The following is an 18,412-nucleotide window of genomic DNA, read 5'->3' as shown; positions in this document are numbered from 1 at the left end:
TGCCAACGCCGATTTTCAATCCCCGCTTTTGACGGGTAAGTGATAGCGTCTGGCCATGCTATTGAGCACGAGCCGTTCAATTTGAAACGCGATCTGGTCGAAAATCGGCTGTAAGTCCGTGACCGATTGCGCCAGGAAGAATTGACCATTGGGCGTTTTCTGCGCCATGTCGGTCATCAACGCGTCATCGGCTTCAATCAGGCCGACGGTAAACATCGTAATAGTTTTGCCGCCGGAGCCCGAATAACACGCAGGGTTGCCGACGGTCGGACAGCCGCCAACCTGCTTGGCGAAATCTCTCACGTTGGTAGGCGTACTGCCTGAATTCACGTACCCGTCACTAATGACAATCATCAGGCGATTGTCATATTGGCGCGAGTACAGCATACTGGCAGCTCTTTTTAAGCCCTCCAGCATAGGGGTCCCCTGGTCGGCAATGATCTCTCCAACGCCTTGGCGATTAATCATGGCCGAGCGCAAACGCATATTCACAAATTTCAGGGTATTCACAGGGCCAGGCGGATTAACCGCTTTTTCCATGGAAACTTCCGTAACCGCTGGTGGCGAAGTGGCAGCGAAACTCACCATACCCATTTCCATATTGGAAACCAGGAATTGATTCTGTTCCAATTTCACCAGCAGCGACAACAGAGCATTGCGCAACGCCTCTAAGCGCGACATATTGTTATTAATCAAATTCAGCCAATCCGCTTGAGAGGCGCGGGCCCCCCCTGCGCCGCAAAACGCAGCGATCGCCGCCCGACGTTGAACGGGGGTAATGGTCGGTTCATTCCACATCACATAGGTGTCTGTTAAAGCGCCGTCGGCAAAATATTTTGCTGTATCAGGATTAAAACTGCCATTCCCGGGATCTAGCGCATCAACATCATTACAACCACTGGGGAAAGTCAACGCGGCATTCACCAGGGGCGCTCCGCCCGGCTGAATATAATGCTCCGCATATGGCGTGTCTGGATTGTCCGGCTGAGAAAACGGCAGCATATAAGTTAAATCGAGCGCGCTATCGTCAAAGATATCGTTAATGCGAATCGCCGCATCCGGGACGTTGGCGCCAATCGGGTAGCGATTTTTGAGCCAAGGGGCTGACGTTTTTCTGGACGTACTAACCCAGCCTTTACTACGGTCTCTTTCGATTGACCAGCGCATTGACCCGGATCGATCCATGACAATCGCGATACCGGTTTGATTGAGGGCGACATCGCCACAATCCACGCCGCCTGTACCGCAATTGCTGCGATAGAAATACGTGGGCAGCGTTAAGACGGGATTGGCGTCCCCCGGATTTTGGTACAGACGCAGCGTCGCCTGCTGCACAAAGTTTCCGGTGGGGGCGATCACTTCAGCGGCGTCAGCAGCAACCGCCTGGTTCGCCCAATCGGTTAATTGTCCGGTCGTGTCTTCGAGGTGCGACAAGTCGCGCACCACCCAGTCATACGTAATGGGCTGATTATAAGCGCGGCTGGTCTCGCCATAATATTGCCGACGCGGCGTGACGACCGTTTCACCCGGCGTGGTAAAGAGCGTTGAAGCATCGAAACTGACGCTGTGATCGCCTGCCAGCGAGCGTTCCATAATGGAGTTGGCAGCCAGAACCAGCTTGGAAGAGCGCGAGGAGACCCCTGAGATATTTGCGCTATTACTGACGCTGACGTTATTGGCGTCGTTTGAGCCGCCCATTGTGGTGATAATGGGCACCATCGCCAGCGAAACGAACAGCATCACCACAGCAGTCTCAACAAGCGAGAAGCCTGAGCAGCGGGAGCGGCGGGCAATCAGCATGTTCGTTACCTCTTATTGGAAGGCGTATCGAAGGCTCGAATTCTCAAGGGCTCACTGTATTGAGCCTTTTGACCGTATTCCGTCGGGAGGGAGATTACGGATGAGATGACGGAAGGGAATCAGTCGTGACAGTCAGAATCTGTTACGAGTCGTCGCATGTATCGTCGCAAGGACAGAAAACTTGAGGATTCATCCAGGGATGTAACGGTTTTGTGATAAAATCTCCCCCAGATTTACCAGATATTCAATGTTTCCTGCCGTTGGCCGATACCGGACCCGAGCCTTTTCCCTCACGATAAAAAAGGAAGCTGAGGAACGCGTATGATGGGTTGGTCAAAGCTCGAAACAGCGCCGCACGGTCGCCCGCAATCCCATAAAGCCCACGGGGCGAGAGGTCAGGGGGCGACGATTGCAATCGCCGTCGTCACGCTGGTGGCGATTGTGTCGATGGCGCTGGCGCTGAACCAGGGGGCCTTTTATAACGCGCGGCGGATGGTGTCCAACCGCCAATCGTTGCAGTTATATTATGTAGCTCAAGCTGGCATTCAGGAAGCGTTGGCGACCCGCTTTGTTCCGCGCACCAACTACCTTAATTTTTTGCGCTACAGCGGTCAGAACAACAATACGCCGCCCTTATACGGGCTTTCTGGCAAGGTTTTTCGCAATCCGGCCAACGCGGTCAACAGCGAGTTAATCGGCTATTACCGCTATTTTGTTCTGGGTGGCGATCCGACAGCGGACGCGACCACCGGCGCAATCCGCACTGATTACCTCACCGCCAACAGCCAGATTCGCCAACCGTTCAGCATGCTGAGCAAAGGCTCCATCTGCGTTTCCGACACTGGAGAAGTTGGCGTGGGCGTCATTCGCGTCCAGATGACCGATGGCGACAACCCACGGCCTTACTGCACAGACAACCGGTTTCGTATCGACGAGCTGACGCTGAGCGCCAGCGCCGACCTCAGCCGCACCGTCAACGTTTCCTCGGATGTTATCACAGCCTACGACATTCATAAAACTGATACGGCGGTTCCTTTGGGGCGCTCGATGTTCGCTCCCGGCCTTAATAATGGCAATCCCGTCAGCACTATTAACTTTGAGACGGTCTGGTCTGCGACAGGCTCAGGAGGAACGGCCGAACCGTTTAACGAATTAGCTGTGCGCCCCACGCGCGTGGCGTTCTACACCATGGCCCAGGGCGTCCCGGACACCAACAAGAATATCCCCATCACCGGTGCGAATACCACGGTGGGGGCGTTGATTAATCCGCGCTCGGTGATCAAGGTCTTCTTTAACGGCGGGGTCGATTACCGCACGTTGTACATTGATCCCAAGCTCAACCAGACCATCGACGCCAATTGCGTGGCGACGCCAGCCAATTGCCATGTGCGCGTTCGGGATCAGTTTGGCACGCTCTTCACCAATTCCACGCTTTTCCCGAATTTCCCCGGAGAAACGCAATTTCTGCTGCTCCCGCCCCTGGGCACCGGATCGGTGATGAATTCGACGCGCACCTACACCATTACGCTCGAAAATATTGTAGACTGGCAGGGCAACCGTCTGCCCCAGCCTTACACCATCACCTTCACCACCAATTAGGACGCGCGTGCGCGCGTCTTGGGCCGGTTGCGCACAAGACGCGCAAAACAGGCTATTATCTAATTCAATATGTACGGGTTTGCGAGCCGCCGTCGCCTTAAGACGGCCCGAGCATCATGAGCGCCAAAAATGAGCCTCAAGTCGTCGCGCGCCAGTTTTTTCAGGCGTTGATGCAGAACCAATGTCATTTTTGCTGGTCGCTTTTTTCCAAAAAATCCCAGGAAAAATTTCTGGAATGGAGCGTCAGCGATATTTATGCGCGTCATCCACAAGCCGCTACCCTGGCCAAACTGGGTCCGCCCGAAGTGCGCCTGTTGTTTGAAAACAACGACGGCAGCCTGATGAAGACCTTCTGGAAGCGCTTCTTTTATAACAGCGGCGCAAACGATTTCTTTCGCTTTGGGTATTTTCATACCCGTAAAATCGAAGGGTCCCGCGCCTCGGTGGATGTGATTTGCAAATACCCCGACGGTCATGAAACCACCACCCGCCTGACCATGCAAAAAGAACGCAGCGGCTGGAAACTGGCCTATGTGGAATCGGATCTGCCCTTTTAGGCCGCTCGCCGGGCCGTGACGAAAAAGAAACAGGCGCCGCAACGCATTCCCGTCGAGACGCCACTATTTTTAGGGGGATTTCTTTGAGGAGGGGAGAGAAAGGTAATTCTGTATATTTCATATCGGCGAAGCATATTAAAAATACATCTTTAAGCGCGGAAATTTTACAAATCTTTCTATAAAGCAACATCTCCACACAATCGCTTCTGGTGAAGCGACTATTTTACGTTACAAAGGCGATAAGCCTTTCAGATAAGCGCTTGAGGCCCTCTTACCACTAAAGCATTTTGTTTGAGGTGCGCTCCTGTTGGAACCTTCGCCAAAGTCCTCCGTCTATGCTGACTTCTGGAGAGCGAGGCCCGCAAAAGGCCCTTTAGGCGTAGTCTTGAATGTTTTCTTGATACGGACTAACATCTCCTTAATGTGCAGTTGATATGAGATGATAGACATGACCTTTTTTGTTTTCGATTCCGCTCCACGCCGTATGCTGGCAGCCACGTTACCGGTGGCAATGCTGTCCGGGCTGATGTTACTGGCGGTGACGCCTTCCGCCGACGCTCAAGTGCGTTTGCGCGGCTATATCGCGCAATCGACCCGTAAAGCGACCCGTTTGTTTGAAACAGGACGCTGGGAAGAAGCCGAAAAAATTTATGCCCGCGACGTACGCAGCAATCCCAACAGCAGCAATAACCGCGCTTATCTGGGGATTGTTCAGGCAGAACTCTTTAAATTAGGCGCCGCCGAAGAAAGCGCGCGCAAGGCGCTGGCCAAAGATCCGAAGAATCCGTACGCCCATATTGCCCTTGGCGTGGTGTACCGCAATCAGACGGCGTCTTCGGACATGACCTACCGCGCACAGCGAGAAGAACTGCTGAATAAGGCCGCCAATGAGTTCAAGACGGCGCTGCGCTATGACGCCAATAACCCCGACGCCTATAACCGCCTGGGAGAGGTTTATCGGACCCAAGGCCGTTTAGAAGAGGCTTCGGACGCCTTCGAAAAGGCGGCCCAACTGGATCGCAACTTCTCGGAAGCCGTCGCCAATCGCGGCACCATTCTGAAAGCCCAGGGACGGCCCGAAGAGGCGATTCGTGAATACCGGCGCGCAATTCAGCTCAACTCTAAAAATTACAAGGCGCATTACTATCTTGGCGAAGCGCTGGCCGATCAAGGCCGGTACCACGACGCCTATCAGGCGCTCAACACCTCGCTGTCTCAGAACCGTAACAGCGAGATGGTTTATGCCAAGATGGGCGACGTCCTGCTGAAACAGGGCAATGAATCGGCCGCTATCGCCAAATACCGCGAAGCGATCCGGGTCAAACCCGAATACGTCGGCGCTTACCAGAAGCTCGCGCAACTGTTTGACACGCGTGGAGACGGCGAACTGGCCGTATCTGAGCTTCGCAGCGCGCTGAACGCAAACCCCAATCTGGATGCGCTGAAACTCGACGCAGCTCGTCTCTCTCTTGCCGTGGACAAGCCGGATCAGGCCCTTCGTTACTATCAGGACGTGCTGGCCAAAGATCCCGCCAATCCGGACGCCTTACAGGGGCTGGCGCAAACCTACCTCGTGACCGCGCAGGATTCCGCCGGCCAAGGCATGTTGGGAGGATCGGATAAATACGTCGACGCTGAAGAGGCCATTGGCAAAGCGCTTCAGGCGAATCCAAACGATTTGTCGTTGCACTTGGCTATGTTGCAGGTCAGTCGGCTTTCCGGTAAGCCGGAACTCGCCCAGCAAGAGCTGGAAGCGATGACGCGCATCGCCCCGCGCAACGACTCTGAACGCATTGCCCAAGGCGAAGCGCTGTTTGCGCTGGGGCGTTATCAGGAGTCGGATCCGTTGTTCCGCGAATTGCTGACGCGCAACCAGAATAACCCGGCCCAGCAACTCAAAATCGCCGATGCGCTTAAAATCAATGGCGATTTGGATACTGCCGCCGAGGCCTACAAAATGGTGTTGACGCGTAATCCGCAGAATTTGAAAGCGCAACGCGGGCTGCATCGTCTCGATCAGCAGCGCGCCGCCGCCGACAAAAACCTGAATCTGGCGCAGTCTTTCAAAAGCGTGTTTTCCAAGGCGAAAAAACGTACGGCCAAAGATTACTATCTGGAATCCGTGAGCCTGTACCCCCGTCAGCCGGAAGTGCGTCTGGCTCTGGCCAAGATTTACCAGAACGAAGACGATTACGGCAAGGCGATTCTGGAATATCAGGCCTACGTCAATTTGCGCCCTGACATGGAAGCAGGCGAACGCGAGCGTTATTTGTCGAAAATCAGCCATTTGCAGCAAAAGCTGGCTGAACGCCAAGGACGCTCAATGACGCCGACCGCCGCCCGTTATGGCGCGGTTTCTCCTGCCGCCGCGTCTTCTTCCATGCCGCCTTACTCGGGCGCCGGGGTGACGCAAACCATGCCGCCTTTACGTCAACAAGGCGCGGCCTCTTCTACCTCGTATCAAGCCGCTCCTTACAGCGGTCGATAAAACCCGTCCTCCTCAATCCTGCTTTCGCGCCGTCTTCTTGCTCAGTTGCAAGGGGCGGCGCGTTTTTTCGCCCTTGTTTTGGGCCCTGCGTTTGAAGACTTGCGCTGCGCCTCAAACCGCCGTATAAACGATTTTTGTAGCAAATTACGCGCTACGGACTCTAAGAGCGCTCTATGCCAGACATCAGATTGAATTACGGTCATGCTCGCCCTCACGCGACAGCGCCTCGCTTTGGCGGCGCGTACCAGTTTTTCGTGCGACGTTGCGGAAACGTCTCCCCGCTGCCCGGCAAAGCGCTTTCTACTCCCGAGCATCTCCAGACGTTGCAAACGCTGTTGGGGATCCATGCCACGCTCAGAGAAGGCGTAGATGTCGCCAGGCCCTTGCCTGGCAGCAACGACGCGCCGCGCCTTCTCACACTGTCCATCGACCAGCGCGTGGTTGGCCTCACAGGCGCGCACGTCCATTTATTTTTACGACGCGCGCATCGCGCCCTCTGTCAACAACTCGGCCTTAACGACACAACGCCGCTTTATACGCTGCAGGCAGCGTGTGGGAGAATTTCTCACGATCACTTTTTCGAGCCTTTATTGACAGCATGGACAGGCCTGCTCGCAGCCGAAGGCCTGACGCCGGAACCCATTCGCGTCGACTGGATTTTGTCCGGCGATGAAATGGGACGCGCCACGACCCAAACGCCCAAGTGATCGGATCCGACAGGCGGCGTTAATGATCGGGCGACTACCGCCAGCCGATCGCTGACCAGAACGTGATCGATAGGAACGCCCAGGATCGGCGTCGCCCAGGCCGGAAGAAAGGGCCAGACAGGCCATGACGCCTGAACGCCCCGCCTTTCCTGGGAATCGCGCAGGCCGGACTGCGATAAAAAGGCTTGAAACAGGCAAGACCACGGCGTCATATTCAAGTCGCCCACCAACAGCCACGCCGGACGGTAGCGCTCTCGCTGAGCGGCAATACGGCTCAAAATGGCGCGCTCGCGCGCAAACGATTCGGGTATGGCTGGAATCGGGAGATGTGTGACCACCAGCGTCACGGGCTCAGAGCCGATTTTGGTCTCAAACTGTACCCATGTCTGATTAGCCGTTGGGGCGTTCAAGAAGTCATAGCGGACCTGACGCAACGGCCGCTTGCTAAAGACCCCGATTTGCGCGCGACCTACGAGGCGGTATGGCCAGGACTTCAGCTCTGGCGCGTCTGTAAAAGCCTTCTCCCAGGAGGCAGGGAATTCGGACAAGGCCACAATATCGGGTTGACGCTCGCGGATGTACGCCAGCGCGAGGTCCATGCGCTGATTACGCACCCCTTGCGCATTGAGGTGAAGTATCGACAGCGTTGGGCCTGATGAAGGCGCTACCGGACGGGCGGCCGGGGTAGGCGTTTGCCAATAAGCTGGCAACGGCGCGTAAGGGGCCAGACGAATCAGGTTCAGCGCAAAACAGCCGAGCGTCAGCGCAGCGATGATCCAGCCCAGAAACGTGGAGGGGCGGCGAAACAGCGTTATCAGCAGCGCCAGGGCCTGACATGCGGCCATTTGCGCAACGAAGTGATTCGCCAGATCGTACGGCCATTGTGGCGGGGCAAATCGTCCGGTCAGCGTGAGGGCGCACAGCGCCAGCATCAGCATACCCATCAAAAAACCAATCACGCCGCCAATCGAGCGGCCCAGAAACTTGATGACAAGTCCGGCAAGCGCTACGGGAGAAATCATCCACATGAAACCAAGTCCTCTTGGGTCAACGCCTGCGCTGCCGCCAGATACTCGGCGCAGATTCTTCGAATATCAAACCGCGTTTCAGCCCTCGCGCGCGCAACCTCGGACAGGGCAGCCGTCATCGGGATCGCCGCAGCAATCGCTTCGACATAACCCGCGATCGGCGCCTGCGGCATCCGCGACGGATTCTGATGGTCGAGATAGGTAAACGGGATTCGCTCTGAAACCAAAACGCCAGCCATTTGCGAGCCTGCGCCGACCAACTCGGCCAGCCCGCCATGGTCGACTCCGATAATGGGCAATCCGCACGCCATGGCTTCAATGGCCACATTGGGACAGGCGTCCCAATAAGAGAGATTGAGCATGGCATCACAGCCGCGCAGCATTGGGGCGAGCGCGTCGAATGGACGCTTGCCCCAGATTGTAAAATCGCGGCCTTCCAGCAAGCCTTTTTGATGCGCGATTTCTCGCGCCCAGCCAAAACAGCGCTCATCTGCGCCGCCCAATACATGGAGGTGAACCGGCTTGTCTAATTGTTGGCGACGCAATGCGGCCAGAATTTTCATGGCATCGTGCAAGCGGTGATACGGCTGAAAGCTATGCGACATCAATAAATTGAAACTGTCCTTGAAATCATCGGCAATCGCCGAATCCACAGGCCCTTCAGGTGAAAACGCATCGAGATCCACGCCGTTGTAGATTACAACGCCCTGCGGCGCAGCGGCATCGACAAACGCATGCGTCAAGCGGCGCGAAAATTCGCTCTGATAAATCACGCCGTGAGCCTCGGCCAGATTCTGGCGGATTCTGGCATTCTTACGATCATTGCGGCGACGCGAGGCGCGCGCATCCAGCCACGGCAGGGGCAGTCCGCGCAAAACAGAATGACGCTGACACCAACACCCGTTCATCCGCGCCAGAATGCGGGTTTGTCCGCGCCGTACGCGCTCGGCGACATGCGCGGGCAGGGGCTCAAAAGACAATTGAATCCACGCATCAGGCGCATCGTCGCTAAACGCGTCGCGCGCCAGCAACGCCGTACGCAAGCGGTTTAAAAAAATCCCGGGACCTTGCTGCGCGCCAACCGCGCACCCGATTCGAAAACCCGCGTCGCAACTCATGGGGCCCGGCGAGTGGCGCGTGGGTCGAAACGTTCGTAGAGCGAAAGCTGGACGCCTTCAAAGCGCTGCTGATCGCCGGGCAGAAACTGCTGAGCGGTCAGCGCGCGATCAATAAACAGTTGCGCACTGGGCGCGCTGTCGCTGTACACCACCCAGATACGGCTCGACTGGGCCATGGCGGCTTTCACGCGGCTTTCGACGGCCTGACGGTCAGCCATCGTAAACATACTGCGAGCCGGCAGGCCCAGTAACGGCGTTGGAGCCGGCAGATAGAACGCCATGCCCATCACCGGCGGGCCGCTGGGATTTACGAGTACGGTTTCTCTTCCCCCGGCATGATGGTGGACAATATACGAGGCCGCCTCCCGATAATCGCCGCCCGTCAGGCCGTGCGTCAGCGTAATCCAGAGACTGTTGAGGAGCATCCAGCCAAGGAGCCCGGTCAGAATAGCAGGCTGAATCAATCGCTCGCGAGTCTTGATGTTGACGATAACGCACGCAATCAGCAGATAAAACGCGGGCGCGGCCAGCATCCCATAACGGCGGACGCTGAGCAGGTTGGCGTTCAGCGTGACGTCATACGCCAGCATAAAGCCTTCGATACAGGCGATCCAGACCAGGCAGCACAACGTCAGGCGCGAAATTGTCCAGCGACTGCGCCGGACGTAGAACATCACGCCCATGCCATAGATCAGCAGAATGGGCAACGCGACGCGCAGCCAAGGGCTTTTAGGCGCAATATACTCGCACAACATGCGCCAGATGATTTCCGGCGCTTGAATCCAGTCCCAGCGCCCGCCCGTAAAATGGCCTTCCTGAGAAATCCAGTGCGCTTGCGCTTTGAGAACCGACAACCAGGGATAAACGCACGCGGCCGCCAGCGCGACAGAAATCATCAGCGCAAGCAGGGTCCTGGGCGCGCGCCATGCGCGGATCACGCCGTATAGAAGCATAAAGACGCAAAACGGCGCGAAGAAATAATGGGTATACAGGCCCGCCACACACAGAAGCGTCCACCCAAGCCAGCGCAATAGCTGCCGCGGGGCGAACGCGCGCATAGAAGCGTCGTCAAGGGCCTCATCCAGCGTCTTTACCAGTAAACCAAGAGCCGCAAGCGCGATGAGCGTCAACAAGGCGTAGGGGCGCGCATCCTGCGCATGAAAGACCTGATACCCGGACAGCGCCATCATCGCTGCGGCAATCACGCCCACCGGCGCGCTATGCAGGCGACGCCCCAGCAAAAACAGGAGCGGGACGCATCCGGCGCTCGCAAGCAGCGACGGCAGCCTCAACGCCAGCGGCGTCAATCCCCAGGCGTCAACCGTGAGGCGAATAAGCCAGAAATACAGGGGCGGATGATTGTTCATCATCAGCGCGCGCAGCGTCGGCGCCAGCTCCATCGCCTCACCGCGACGCGTAAAATACTGGCTGATATAATCGCCCGCCGTCTGGGGCGCGGTCGGATCCATGCCATGACCGAGCTGCGCCAGCGTTTCGGGCCGGATGACGCTGCCCATGGCATGCGCGATAGTAAACAGTTCATCGCCCCACAGACTGCGCGATTCAATGCCGATGAGCCGCAGCACAATGGCGAGCAGCGTTAAAAGCGCAACTCCCGTCAACGGCTGCATAAAGACCGACAGAACGCGTCGCCAGCCGTGGCCGGCGAAACGGATGCCATTTGCGCGTGAATCGCCCATCGAAGATCGTTCTGGCTACTGTTCTGGCTGCCGACAAGGAGAAAACAAGATCTATGCTCATCTTACAACGCTCTGCGTGAATGGGGGCTACCTAGCGCGACATTGTGACGTTCCAGGGCGATGAGATACAGGGGGGTCTATCGCAAGCGGGGCATTCTTAATTCATTATTATTTTTGCCCTCAGGACGTAGACAAGCGGACCGGAACTTCACTAGGATAGCGCTTACTTCAGGCCTTCCGACGCCGGAACGCCTGAACGCCCCTTGTCGTGTCGTGTTGCGTCGCCACAGGGCGAAAGCCCCCGTCGCCGCATGAAGCTCATTTATGAGGAGAACTCCCCCATGTCACAAACGCAAACCCAAGTTCGCATCAAACCGCTCGGCGATCGCGTCGTGCTGGAAGTGCTGGAAGGCAATCAGCAGACCCCGGGCGGGATTTATATTCCTGATTCAGCGAAAGAAAAGCCGACCGAAGGCCGTATCGTCGCCGTCGGCCCGGGTCGCGTACTCGATAACGGTCAACGCGAGCCGATGAACGTAGAAGTAGGCCAGCGCGTGCTGTTCGCCCGCTACGGCGGCTCCGAAGTCAAAATCGACGGTCAGGAATACAAAATCCTGTCGGAGAAAGACATTCTGGGCGTTATTCAGGAGTAAGTCCGGCGTTTCGCCCTATCCCCCAATTTTGTTTGTTATCCCCCAATCAGGAGATTGCTGAAATGGCAAAGAAAATCGCATTTGATGAAGAAGCGCGTCGCGCGCTCGAAACCGGCATCGACGCTGTCGCCGACGCCGTCAAGGTGACGCTGGGCCCCAAAGGCCGCAACGTCGTTCTGGAGAAAAAGTTCGGCTCGCCACAAATCGTCAATGACGGCGTGACCATCGCCAAGGAAATCGAACTGGAAAACCACCAGCAAAACGCTGGCGCCCAGTTGATTCGCGAAGTCGCCTCCAAAACCAACGACGTGGCCGGAGACGGCACCACCACCGCCGCCGTGCTGGCTCAGGCGATGGTGCGCGAAGGCTTGCGCAACGTGGTCGCGGGTAACAACCCGATGGGCATTAAGCGCGGTATGGACAAGGCCTGCGCCTTTGTCGTCGAAGAAATCCACAAACAATCGCGCAAAGTGGAAAAGAAAGAAGAAATCGCGCAAGTCGCCACGATTTCGGCGGGTAACGACCGCAGCGTGGGCGAACTGATTGCCGAAGCAATGGATAAAGTAGGCAAAGACGGCGTCATCACCGTTGAAGAGTCCAAGTCGATGGGCACCCAACTCAAACTGGTCGAAGGGATGCAGTTCGACAAAGGCTACATCAGCCCCTACTTCGTCAACGATCCTGAGCGCATGGAAGCCGCGCTGGACGACTGCTTCGTGCTGTGCGTCAACAAAAAAATCAATCTGGTCAGCGATTTGGTCCCGATTCTGGAGCAAGTGGCCCGCGAAGGTCGCGGCATCCTGCTGGTGGCTGAAGACGTCGAAGGCGAAGCGCTTGCGACGTTGGTCGTCAACAATATGCGCAAAGTCTTGCGCGCCGTCGCCGTCAAAGCCCCCGGGTTTGGCGATCGCCGCAAAGCGATGCTCGAAGACATCGCGATCCTCACCGGCGGTCAGCTCTTTACCGAAGAAACCGGTACGCGTCTGGAAAACCTCACCATTCGCGAACTGGGCCGCGCCCGCCGCGTGACGGTGACCAAAGACAACACGACGATTGTCGTCGACGAGGCCACGCGCCAGGACGTCGAAGCGCGCGTCAAATTAATTAAGCGCCAAATCGAGGACAGTGACAGCGAGTACGACAAAGAGAAGCTGCAAGAGCGTCTGGCGAAGCTCTCGGGCGGCGTTGCCGTGATTGAAGTTGGCGCGGCGACCGAAACCGAGCTGAAAGACAAAAAACTGCGCCTCGAAGACGCCCTGAACGCCACGCGCGCCGCCATCGAAGAAGGCATCGTGGCTGGCGGCGGCACGACGTTGCTCAAAATTCAGCCCAAGCTGGTTGAGTTCCTCAACACGCTGAAAGGCGAAGAGCGCGTCGGCGGCGAAATCCTGTGCAAGTCGCTGGAATCGCCCTGCTGCCAAATTGCTAACAACGCCGGCGTTCATGGCGACGTCATTGTCGAAAAAGTGAAGGAGCAAGGCCCCACGGTCGGCTACGACGCTTACACCAATGAATACGTTGACATGTTCCAGGCCGGGATCGTCGATCCGGCGAAAGTCACCCGCAGCGCCCTGCAGAATGCCTCCAGCATCGCCGGGCTGTTGTTGACGACCGAAGCGCTGATCACCGACATCCCCGAAGAAAAAGCCGCGCGTCCCGGCATGGGCGGCGGTATGGGCGACATGGACTACTAGAAAACGTCCCGCGTCGTCTTCTTACCCATAAAACCACCGGCTGGCCTTTTTCAAGGTCAGCCGGTTGGTTTTTCAGCCGTAAATATGGGGCTGACGACAGTCATAACTGTCCATAAATCCATGAACAGCGCTGACGAAGTCAAGCGCATGGCCACGATTTAAGAGCGCTCGATGTCCTGGAGTAATTTCAGGACGGGAAAAGGATAACTCTCCGGCTGGCTTACCTTCTCTCGACAGAACAGCTTTAAAGTCAGGTTTATTTACACCTCCGCCCAAAATCATTTGAACATCCCAACCTGCGCGATCTAATGAGCCCTGAACAGGCATTAAGTACCGCTTTTGGATGACAGCTCCCCGATTTTCAATCACGCTTAACGAACCAAAACGCATGCCAAGTGAAACTGAAGGTAGATTCATGGAAATCTCTCCTTAAGTTGAATTGTCTGTATACCCAGCCTCCACGCAGAATGCGCGTCCCCAGTCCTCCTCCTCAAGGACGCCCGAGCGGGGGGTTTATTCTAGCAATATTTTCGGCGGCTGACAATTACAAGCGTTAAAAAGCGCTCAGGGCGGCAATTGCCGCCAGCCCGCGCAATGTTAAATGCGGATCAATAACATCGAATGTCGGCGCGTCGGCGCTGTCGCTTAATTCGTGATAAGCAAGGGCCATACCGCCGGTAGCGACTCGAAAAAAATCAATGGCGGGCCATTCTGTCCTTAGAGCATCCACAATGCCGCGCGTCAGACCCCGGTAACCATAAGCCAAGCCGCTTTGCAGGCAATCTCGCGTCGACAAACCCGCCGCGCGAGCCGCAGATTGCATGGAAACGGGCTGAAGCCGCGCGGTTTTAGGCGGCAGACAATCCCAGAAAGTTCTCAGACCAGGGGCAATGGCCCCGCCGAGAAAGCGCCCTGAAGCGTCAAGCAGATCAAACGTGGCGGCCGTCCCAAAATCGGCCACCAGCGCCGCGCGATTGGGATAAAGGGCGCGGGCGGCGCATAGATTCACCAGCCGGTCGGGGCCCAGTTGCTCGGGAGCGTAAGCGCCGATGTCCACCGCAACGCGCGTGACGCCGGGAACAATGCCCAGCGAGACCAGAGGCGACGAGGTATCGCAAAACGGCTGGGTGAGCGCGAGAATCATCGACAACAGCGCTTCTTGACGCGTCGGCGAAACGCTGCAATAAACGACGCCTTTAAGCCGCGCGCCACTTGCGGAGGCTTGCTTTAAAGCCGCGCGCAGACGTTCGCCAGTCTGCAACAGGGCGTCGTCACCCGAAGACAAAGCATGATCCGCGTGCCATGCGCTCAGCAGCGATTGTCCGCAAAACAAGCCAAAGCTCGCAGACGTATTGCCAATATCCACTGCCAGCGTTACGTCGGCATTCGATGCGGGAGGCGGGTCGCCTGGACCCATACGGCTATCCTCCCAGACGGATACGCGTCACCGTGTTGGTATCCTGCTCGGAGACGTATAACTGATTATGCGGCGAATCCAGCAAGAGATAGTAAGGTTTTTTAAGACCTGACACCATCACGCTGGCGCGCCCATCGGCGCTGATGCGCACGATATTGGCGCCTAAATAATTGGCAACGTAAAATTCGTTAAGCGCAGAATTGTAAACCAGTCCCACCGGACCTTTGAGCAAATCGCTCTGGGTAAAGACGCTCTTGGCGCCGTCGGGCGCGATGCGAAAGATCTGGTTTTTGGAGTAGTTAGCGACAAACAGACTGCCATCGCGTCCCATTGCCAGACCCGTCGGCCCAAAGAAGCCTTGCGCAAAGCGTTCAAGACCCACTTTGGCAGGCGTTTTGGCGGCAGGCGGCTTCTGAGCAGACGCCTGCGTTTGGGGACGCCAGGTTTTCAAGGCGGCTTCTAACTGCGGAATCTTCGTTTGCGCCGTGCCGTAGTGGGAATCGTTCGGAGGGATTTGCCGCAGGGTTTCGGCGGCTTCTGCAAAACGCGACTGTTGTTCATAACTCAGCGCCAACGAAAACCGCGCCTGCTGATCGCCGGGATTCAGTTGCAAGGTACGCTGAAAGGCGGTCGTGGCCTGGGCGTATTGCCGTTGTTTAAAATAGAGCGTGCCCAGGTTATAGAAGGAATCCGCGTAATTGGGATCGGCGGCGGCGGCTTGCTCAAAGAGCGAAATCCCGCCGGGCGTGTCGCCTTTCCCGACACGATCGAGCGCCTGATTATACAGACGAGCGGCATCGACATTTTGAGCGTATACGGCGGTGGGCGCGGCGATGTTGATCCATGCGGCCATGACCAGCATCAGGGAAACGCGCAGCATCCAGGCGCAAACGCGCGAGGCGGACGGACAGAAAAGCGAAAAGCGCATCAGGCGTAAAATCCTCATTGAACGGATGGCGGCCCAAGGGACGCGTTCCTATTATATAATGACCCGCAGCGCGCACGCGTTCACGCCGACCCAATGACGTTGCGCAGGAAATCAAAAGGAGCCGCCGCCCCTATGTCTCGCGAAGAAGCGTCGCTCCTGACCGGCGAGCTCCGGCAAGCCATCGACTATGAGCGTCGCTATCAATACGTCGACGTTCAGGGCCGTCGCAAACCTTTTTCGCGCTTCATTCAGGAATCGCTCAGCCGTCTGGAAGCGCATCTGCGCCGATTAGTGGACGATGGGGCGCTGTTTCTGGCGCTGGAAACCCTGACACAGAAATTTCGCCAGTACGCAGCCATGGATTTGAGCCAGCGGATGGGAGTCGTCGAACGCCTGGAACAGTTTCTGGCGTTAATGGCGCAAACGCTGGCGGCCCCGCAGCGCCCGGCGCAACGTTACGCCAACGCAAGCCCGCCCGAAGGCGACGCCGCACAGACCGATCCGATGAGCGCGCCGGTTCAGTTTTTGCGCGGCGTGGGGCCGCGTCTGGCCAAGTTATTGGCGCAAGTGGGCGTTGAGACCATCGCCGATCTCCTCTATTATTTTCCGCGCCATTATGTGGACTATCAAAACCGGGCTGCGATCCACGAATTGACGCCGGGGCAGGACGTGACAGTCATCGGCGCGGTGGTGTCGGCAAATGCGCGCATGGCCAAAAGCGGAAACGTCGCCATTTTGACGCTGACCGTGACCGATGGCACGGGGCGCCTGACGGCCGCCTGGTTCTATGCCAAAACCCAGCGCGGGGCGCTGGAGCAGTTTAAGGCGCGCTTTGTAAAAGGCGCCGACGTCATGCTCTCGGGGCGCGTGAAATTAGACGGCTATAATCGCTGCTTTGCGCTGGAAAAGCCGCAAGCGGAAATTCTCAGTTATGAGGACGCAGGCGGCGAAGGCGACGCCCCGCCGCCCTTGAACGCCGGGCGTATTGTCCCGATTTACCCGCTGACGCAGGGCCTGAATCTGTCGTTTTTGCGTCGCGCCATTCATCAGGCGCTGGGCGAATTTTCGCAAGCGATTATCGATCCCTTGCCCGAGACAATTCGCAGTCGCTATGAGCTGGTCGGACTCCGCGAAGCCCTCGCACAGATTCATTTCCCGGAGTCGCTGGCGCAGCATCAGGCAGCTCGTAAACGGCTGGTGTTCGACGAGTTGTTTTGGCTTCAGTGCCGCTTAGCCTTACTGCGCGCACAATACAAGCGAACGGCGCGCGGTCTGGCGCTGGCCCGGCGCGAAGGCGGCTACTGCGATCGCCTGCTGGCGATGCTGCCCTTTTCGCTGACGGGCGCGCAAACGCGCGTGTTTTCGGAAATCCAGGCGGATCTCGCCAGTCCAGAGCCGATGTATCGCCTGCTGCAAGGGGACGTTGGCAGCGGTAAGACCATTGTCGCTTTGCTCACGCTGCTGATCGCCGTTGAAAATGGCTATCAGGGCGCGCTGATGGCCCCCACAGAGATTCTCGCCGAGCAGCATTACCGCAAATTTGTAGAATGGTTACTGCCGCTGGGTCTGCGCGTCGGCCTGCTGACCGGCGCAGCTACGGCGCCGCAGCGTCGCGAAGTGCGACAAGGCCTTCTGAATGGGCAGATTCATATCGCCGTCGGCACCCATGCGCTGATTCAGCGCGATGTGGATTTTCACGCGCTGGGAGTAATTGTGGTGGATGAACAGCACCGTTTTGGCGTGCGTCAACGCACCTTGCTGAAAAACAAGGGCGAGCATCCTGATATGCTGACGATGACGGCAACGCCGATTCCCCGCACGCTGGCGATGACGCTGCACGGGGATCTGGACGTCTCCCTGCTCGACGAATTGCCGCCGGGGCGCACGCCCATCGTGACCTCTCTGCTTACGCGCTCCAAGGCCCGTCAAGCGTATGAATTAATTCGACATGAAGTCTCAAAAGGCCGCCAGGCCTATATTGTCTTCCCCCTTATCGAGGAATCGGAGGCGCTGGAAGCCAAGGCCGCCGTCAGCGAGGCGCAACGACTTCAGCGAGACGTCTTCCCGGATCTGCGCGTGGGATTAATGCACGGCAAAATGCCCTCCGATGAGAAAGACGCCGTGATGGCGGCCTTCACCGGCGGCCAGCTGGACATTCTGGTCAGCACGACCGTGGTGGAGGTGGGCGTAGACGTCCCCAACGCAACCGTGATGCTGATCGAAAACGCGGATCGCTTTGGTCTGGCGCAGTTACATCAATTGCGCGGTCGCGTTGGGCGCGGACAAAGCGCGTCCTATTGCGTGCTCATCAGCGATTCGCGCTCCGACGACAGCCTGCAACGTTTGACGCTGCTATGCGAGTCGCAAAACGGCTTTGAGATTGCCGAGCGCGATCTTGCCCTGCGCGGACCGGGAGAATTCCTCGGCACGCGGCAAAGCGGCCTGCCGGATTTCGCGCTGGCGGATCTGGTCCAGGACCATGCCATTCTGGAAATGGCGCGCGAAGCCGCATTTGAATTGACAGCGTCTCCCGAGGCCCTGAACGCCAATGCGCGCCTTAAATCGCTGGTCTTTGAAAAAACCGATCACGCTTTCGCCGCCCTCGGCGCGGGCTAACGCGCGTCCAGACGCCTCTGGAGACCCAGAGCTTCGCGATGGCGCCAGTGTCGTTACAAAAATTCAGCTTAAAAATCCGCGCCTCGCGCGGGATTTTCTGTTGCCAT

General features: G+C 57.3%; 13 protein-coding genes. 6 read left to right on the top strand and 7 right to left on the bottom strand.

Translation table 11 applies throughout. The features are described 5' to 3' along the window. Nucleotides 1–15: 15 nt before the first annotated feature. On the bottom strand, nt 16–1,800 hold the full coding sequence (locus tag IPK79_06580; protein ID MBK8190101.1) for a VWA domain-containing protein: 1,785 nt from the start codon (nt 1,798–1,800) through the stop codon (nt 16–18). Nucleotides 1,801–2,121: 321 nt separating this feature from the next. On the opposite strand from IPK79_06580, the gene IPK79_06575 reads away from it, so the two are divergent. From IPK79_06575 to IPK79_06565, 3 genes are all read left to right on the top strand, one after another. Next, nucleotides 2,122–3,399, top strand: a complete 1,278-nt coding sequence (locus IPK79_06575) for a hypothetical protein (protein MBK8190100.1) — start codon at nt 2,122–2,124, stop codon at nt 3,397–3,399. Between the two features lie 116 nt (nt 3,400–3,515). Continuing rightward, nucleotides 3,516–3,956, top strand: a complete 441-nt coding sequence (locus IPK79_06570; protein ID MBK8190099.1) for a hypothetical protein — start codon at nt 3,516–3,518, stop codon at nt 3,954–3,956. Nucleotides 3,957–4,404: 448 nt separating this feature from the next. Continuing rightward, on the top strand, nt 4,405–6,444 hold the full coding sequence (locus tag IPK79_06565) for a tetratricopeptide repeat protein (GenBank protein MBK8190098.1): 2,040 nt from the start codon (nt 4,405–4,407) through the stop codon (nt 6,442–6,444). A gap of 571 nt (nt 6,445–7,015) precedes the next feature. Here IPK79_06565 and IPK79_06560 read toward each other — a convergent pair. The 3 genes from IPK79_06560 to IPK79_06550 form a co-directional block, all read right to left on the bottom strand. After that, complete coding sequence (locus IPK79_06560; protein MBK8190097.1) at nt 7,016–8,179, bottom strand: endonuclease/exonuclease/phosphatase family protein; 1,164 nt, start codon at nt 8,177–8,179, stop codon at nt 7,016–7,018. After that, nucleotides 8,170–9,222 (bottom strand): glycosyltransferase family 4 protein, encoded by a 1,053-nt coding sequence (locus IPK79_06555; GenBank protein MBK8190096.1) that lies wholly within the window; start codon nt 9,220–9,222, stop codon nt 8,170–8,172. The genes IPK79_06560 and IPK79_06555 overlap by 10 nt, the downstream gene beginning before the upstream one ends. Nucleotides 9,223–9,293: 71 nt before the next feature. Beyond that, nucleotides 9,294–10,997, bottom strand: a complete 1,704-nt coding sequence (locus IPK79_06550; GenBank protein ID MBK8190095.1) for a glycosyltransferase family 39 protein — start codon at nt 10,995–10,997, stop codon at nt 9,294–9,296. A 341-nt stretch (nt 10,998–11,338) separates the two neighbouring features. Here IPK79_06550 and groES point away from each other — a divergent pair, with 341 nt between their 5' ends. Together groES and groL are read left to right on the top strand one after the other, a co-directional pair. Next, on the top strand, nt 11,339–11,650 hold the full coding sequence (gene groES / locus IPK79_06545) for a co-chaperone GroES (GenBank protein ID MBK8190094.1): 312 nt from the start codon (nt 11,339–11,341) through the stop codon (nt 11,648–11,650). A gap of 62 nt (nt 11,651–11,712) precedes the next feature. Beyond that, entirely contained in the window at nt 11,713–13,344 is a 1,632-nt protein-coding gene (gene groL, locus IPK79_06540; GenBank protein ID MBK8190093.1) for a chaperonin GroEL, read from the top strand. Between the two features lie 72 nt (nt 13,345–13,416). Here groL and IPK79_06535 read toward each other — a convergent pair whose 3' ends face one another. The 3 genes from IPK79_06535 to IPK79_06525 all read right to left on the bottom strand — a co-directional run bounded on the left by IPK79_06535 (nt 13,417) and on the right by IPK79_06525 (nt 15,689). Continuing rightward, nucleotides 13,417–13,761: a hypothetical protein gene (locus tag IPK79_06535; protein MBK8190092.1), complete on the bottom strand. Its 345-nt coding sequence runs from the start codon at nt 13,759–13,761 to the stop codon at nt 13,417–13,419. A 136-nt stretch (nt 13,762–13,897) separates the two neighbouring features. Next, a complete protein-coding gene (locus tag IPK79_06530; GenBank protein ID MBK8190091.1) occupies nt 13,898–14,761 on the bottom strand; it encodes a type III pantothenate kinase in 864 nt (287 codons plus the stop codon). 4 nt (nt 14,762–14,765) lie between these two features. After that, nucleotides 14,766–15,689 (bottom strand): tetratricopeptide repeat protein, encoded by a 924-nt coding sequence (locus IPK79_06525; GenBank protein MBK8190090.1) that lies wholly within the window; start codon nt 15,687–15,689, stop codon nt 14,766–14,768. A 132-nt stretch (nt 15,690–15,821) separates the two neighbouring features. On the opposite strand from IPK79_06525, the gene recG reads away from it, so the two are divergent. After that, a complete protein-coding gene (recG, locus tag IPK79_06520) occupies nt 15,822–18,305 on the top strand; it encodes an ATP-dependent DNA helicase RecG (GenBank protein MBK8190089.1) in 2,484 nt (827 codons plus the stop codon). The last annotated feature ends 107 nt before the right edge of the window (nt 18,306–18,412 follow it).

The organism is Vampirovibrionales bacterium (assembly GCA_016712355.1).
Taxonomy (GTDB): domain Bacteria; phylum Cyanobacteriota; class Vampirovibrionia; order Vampirovibrionales; family Vampirovibrionaceae; genus JADJRF01.
Note: the sequence above shows the minus strand (reverse complement) of the source record. Positions and strands in the feature narration are given on the sequence as shown.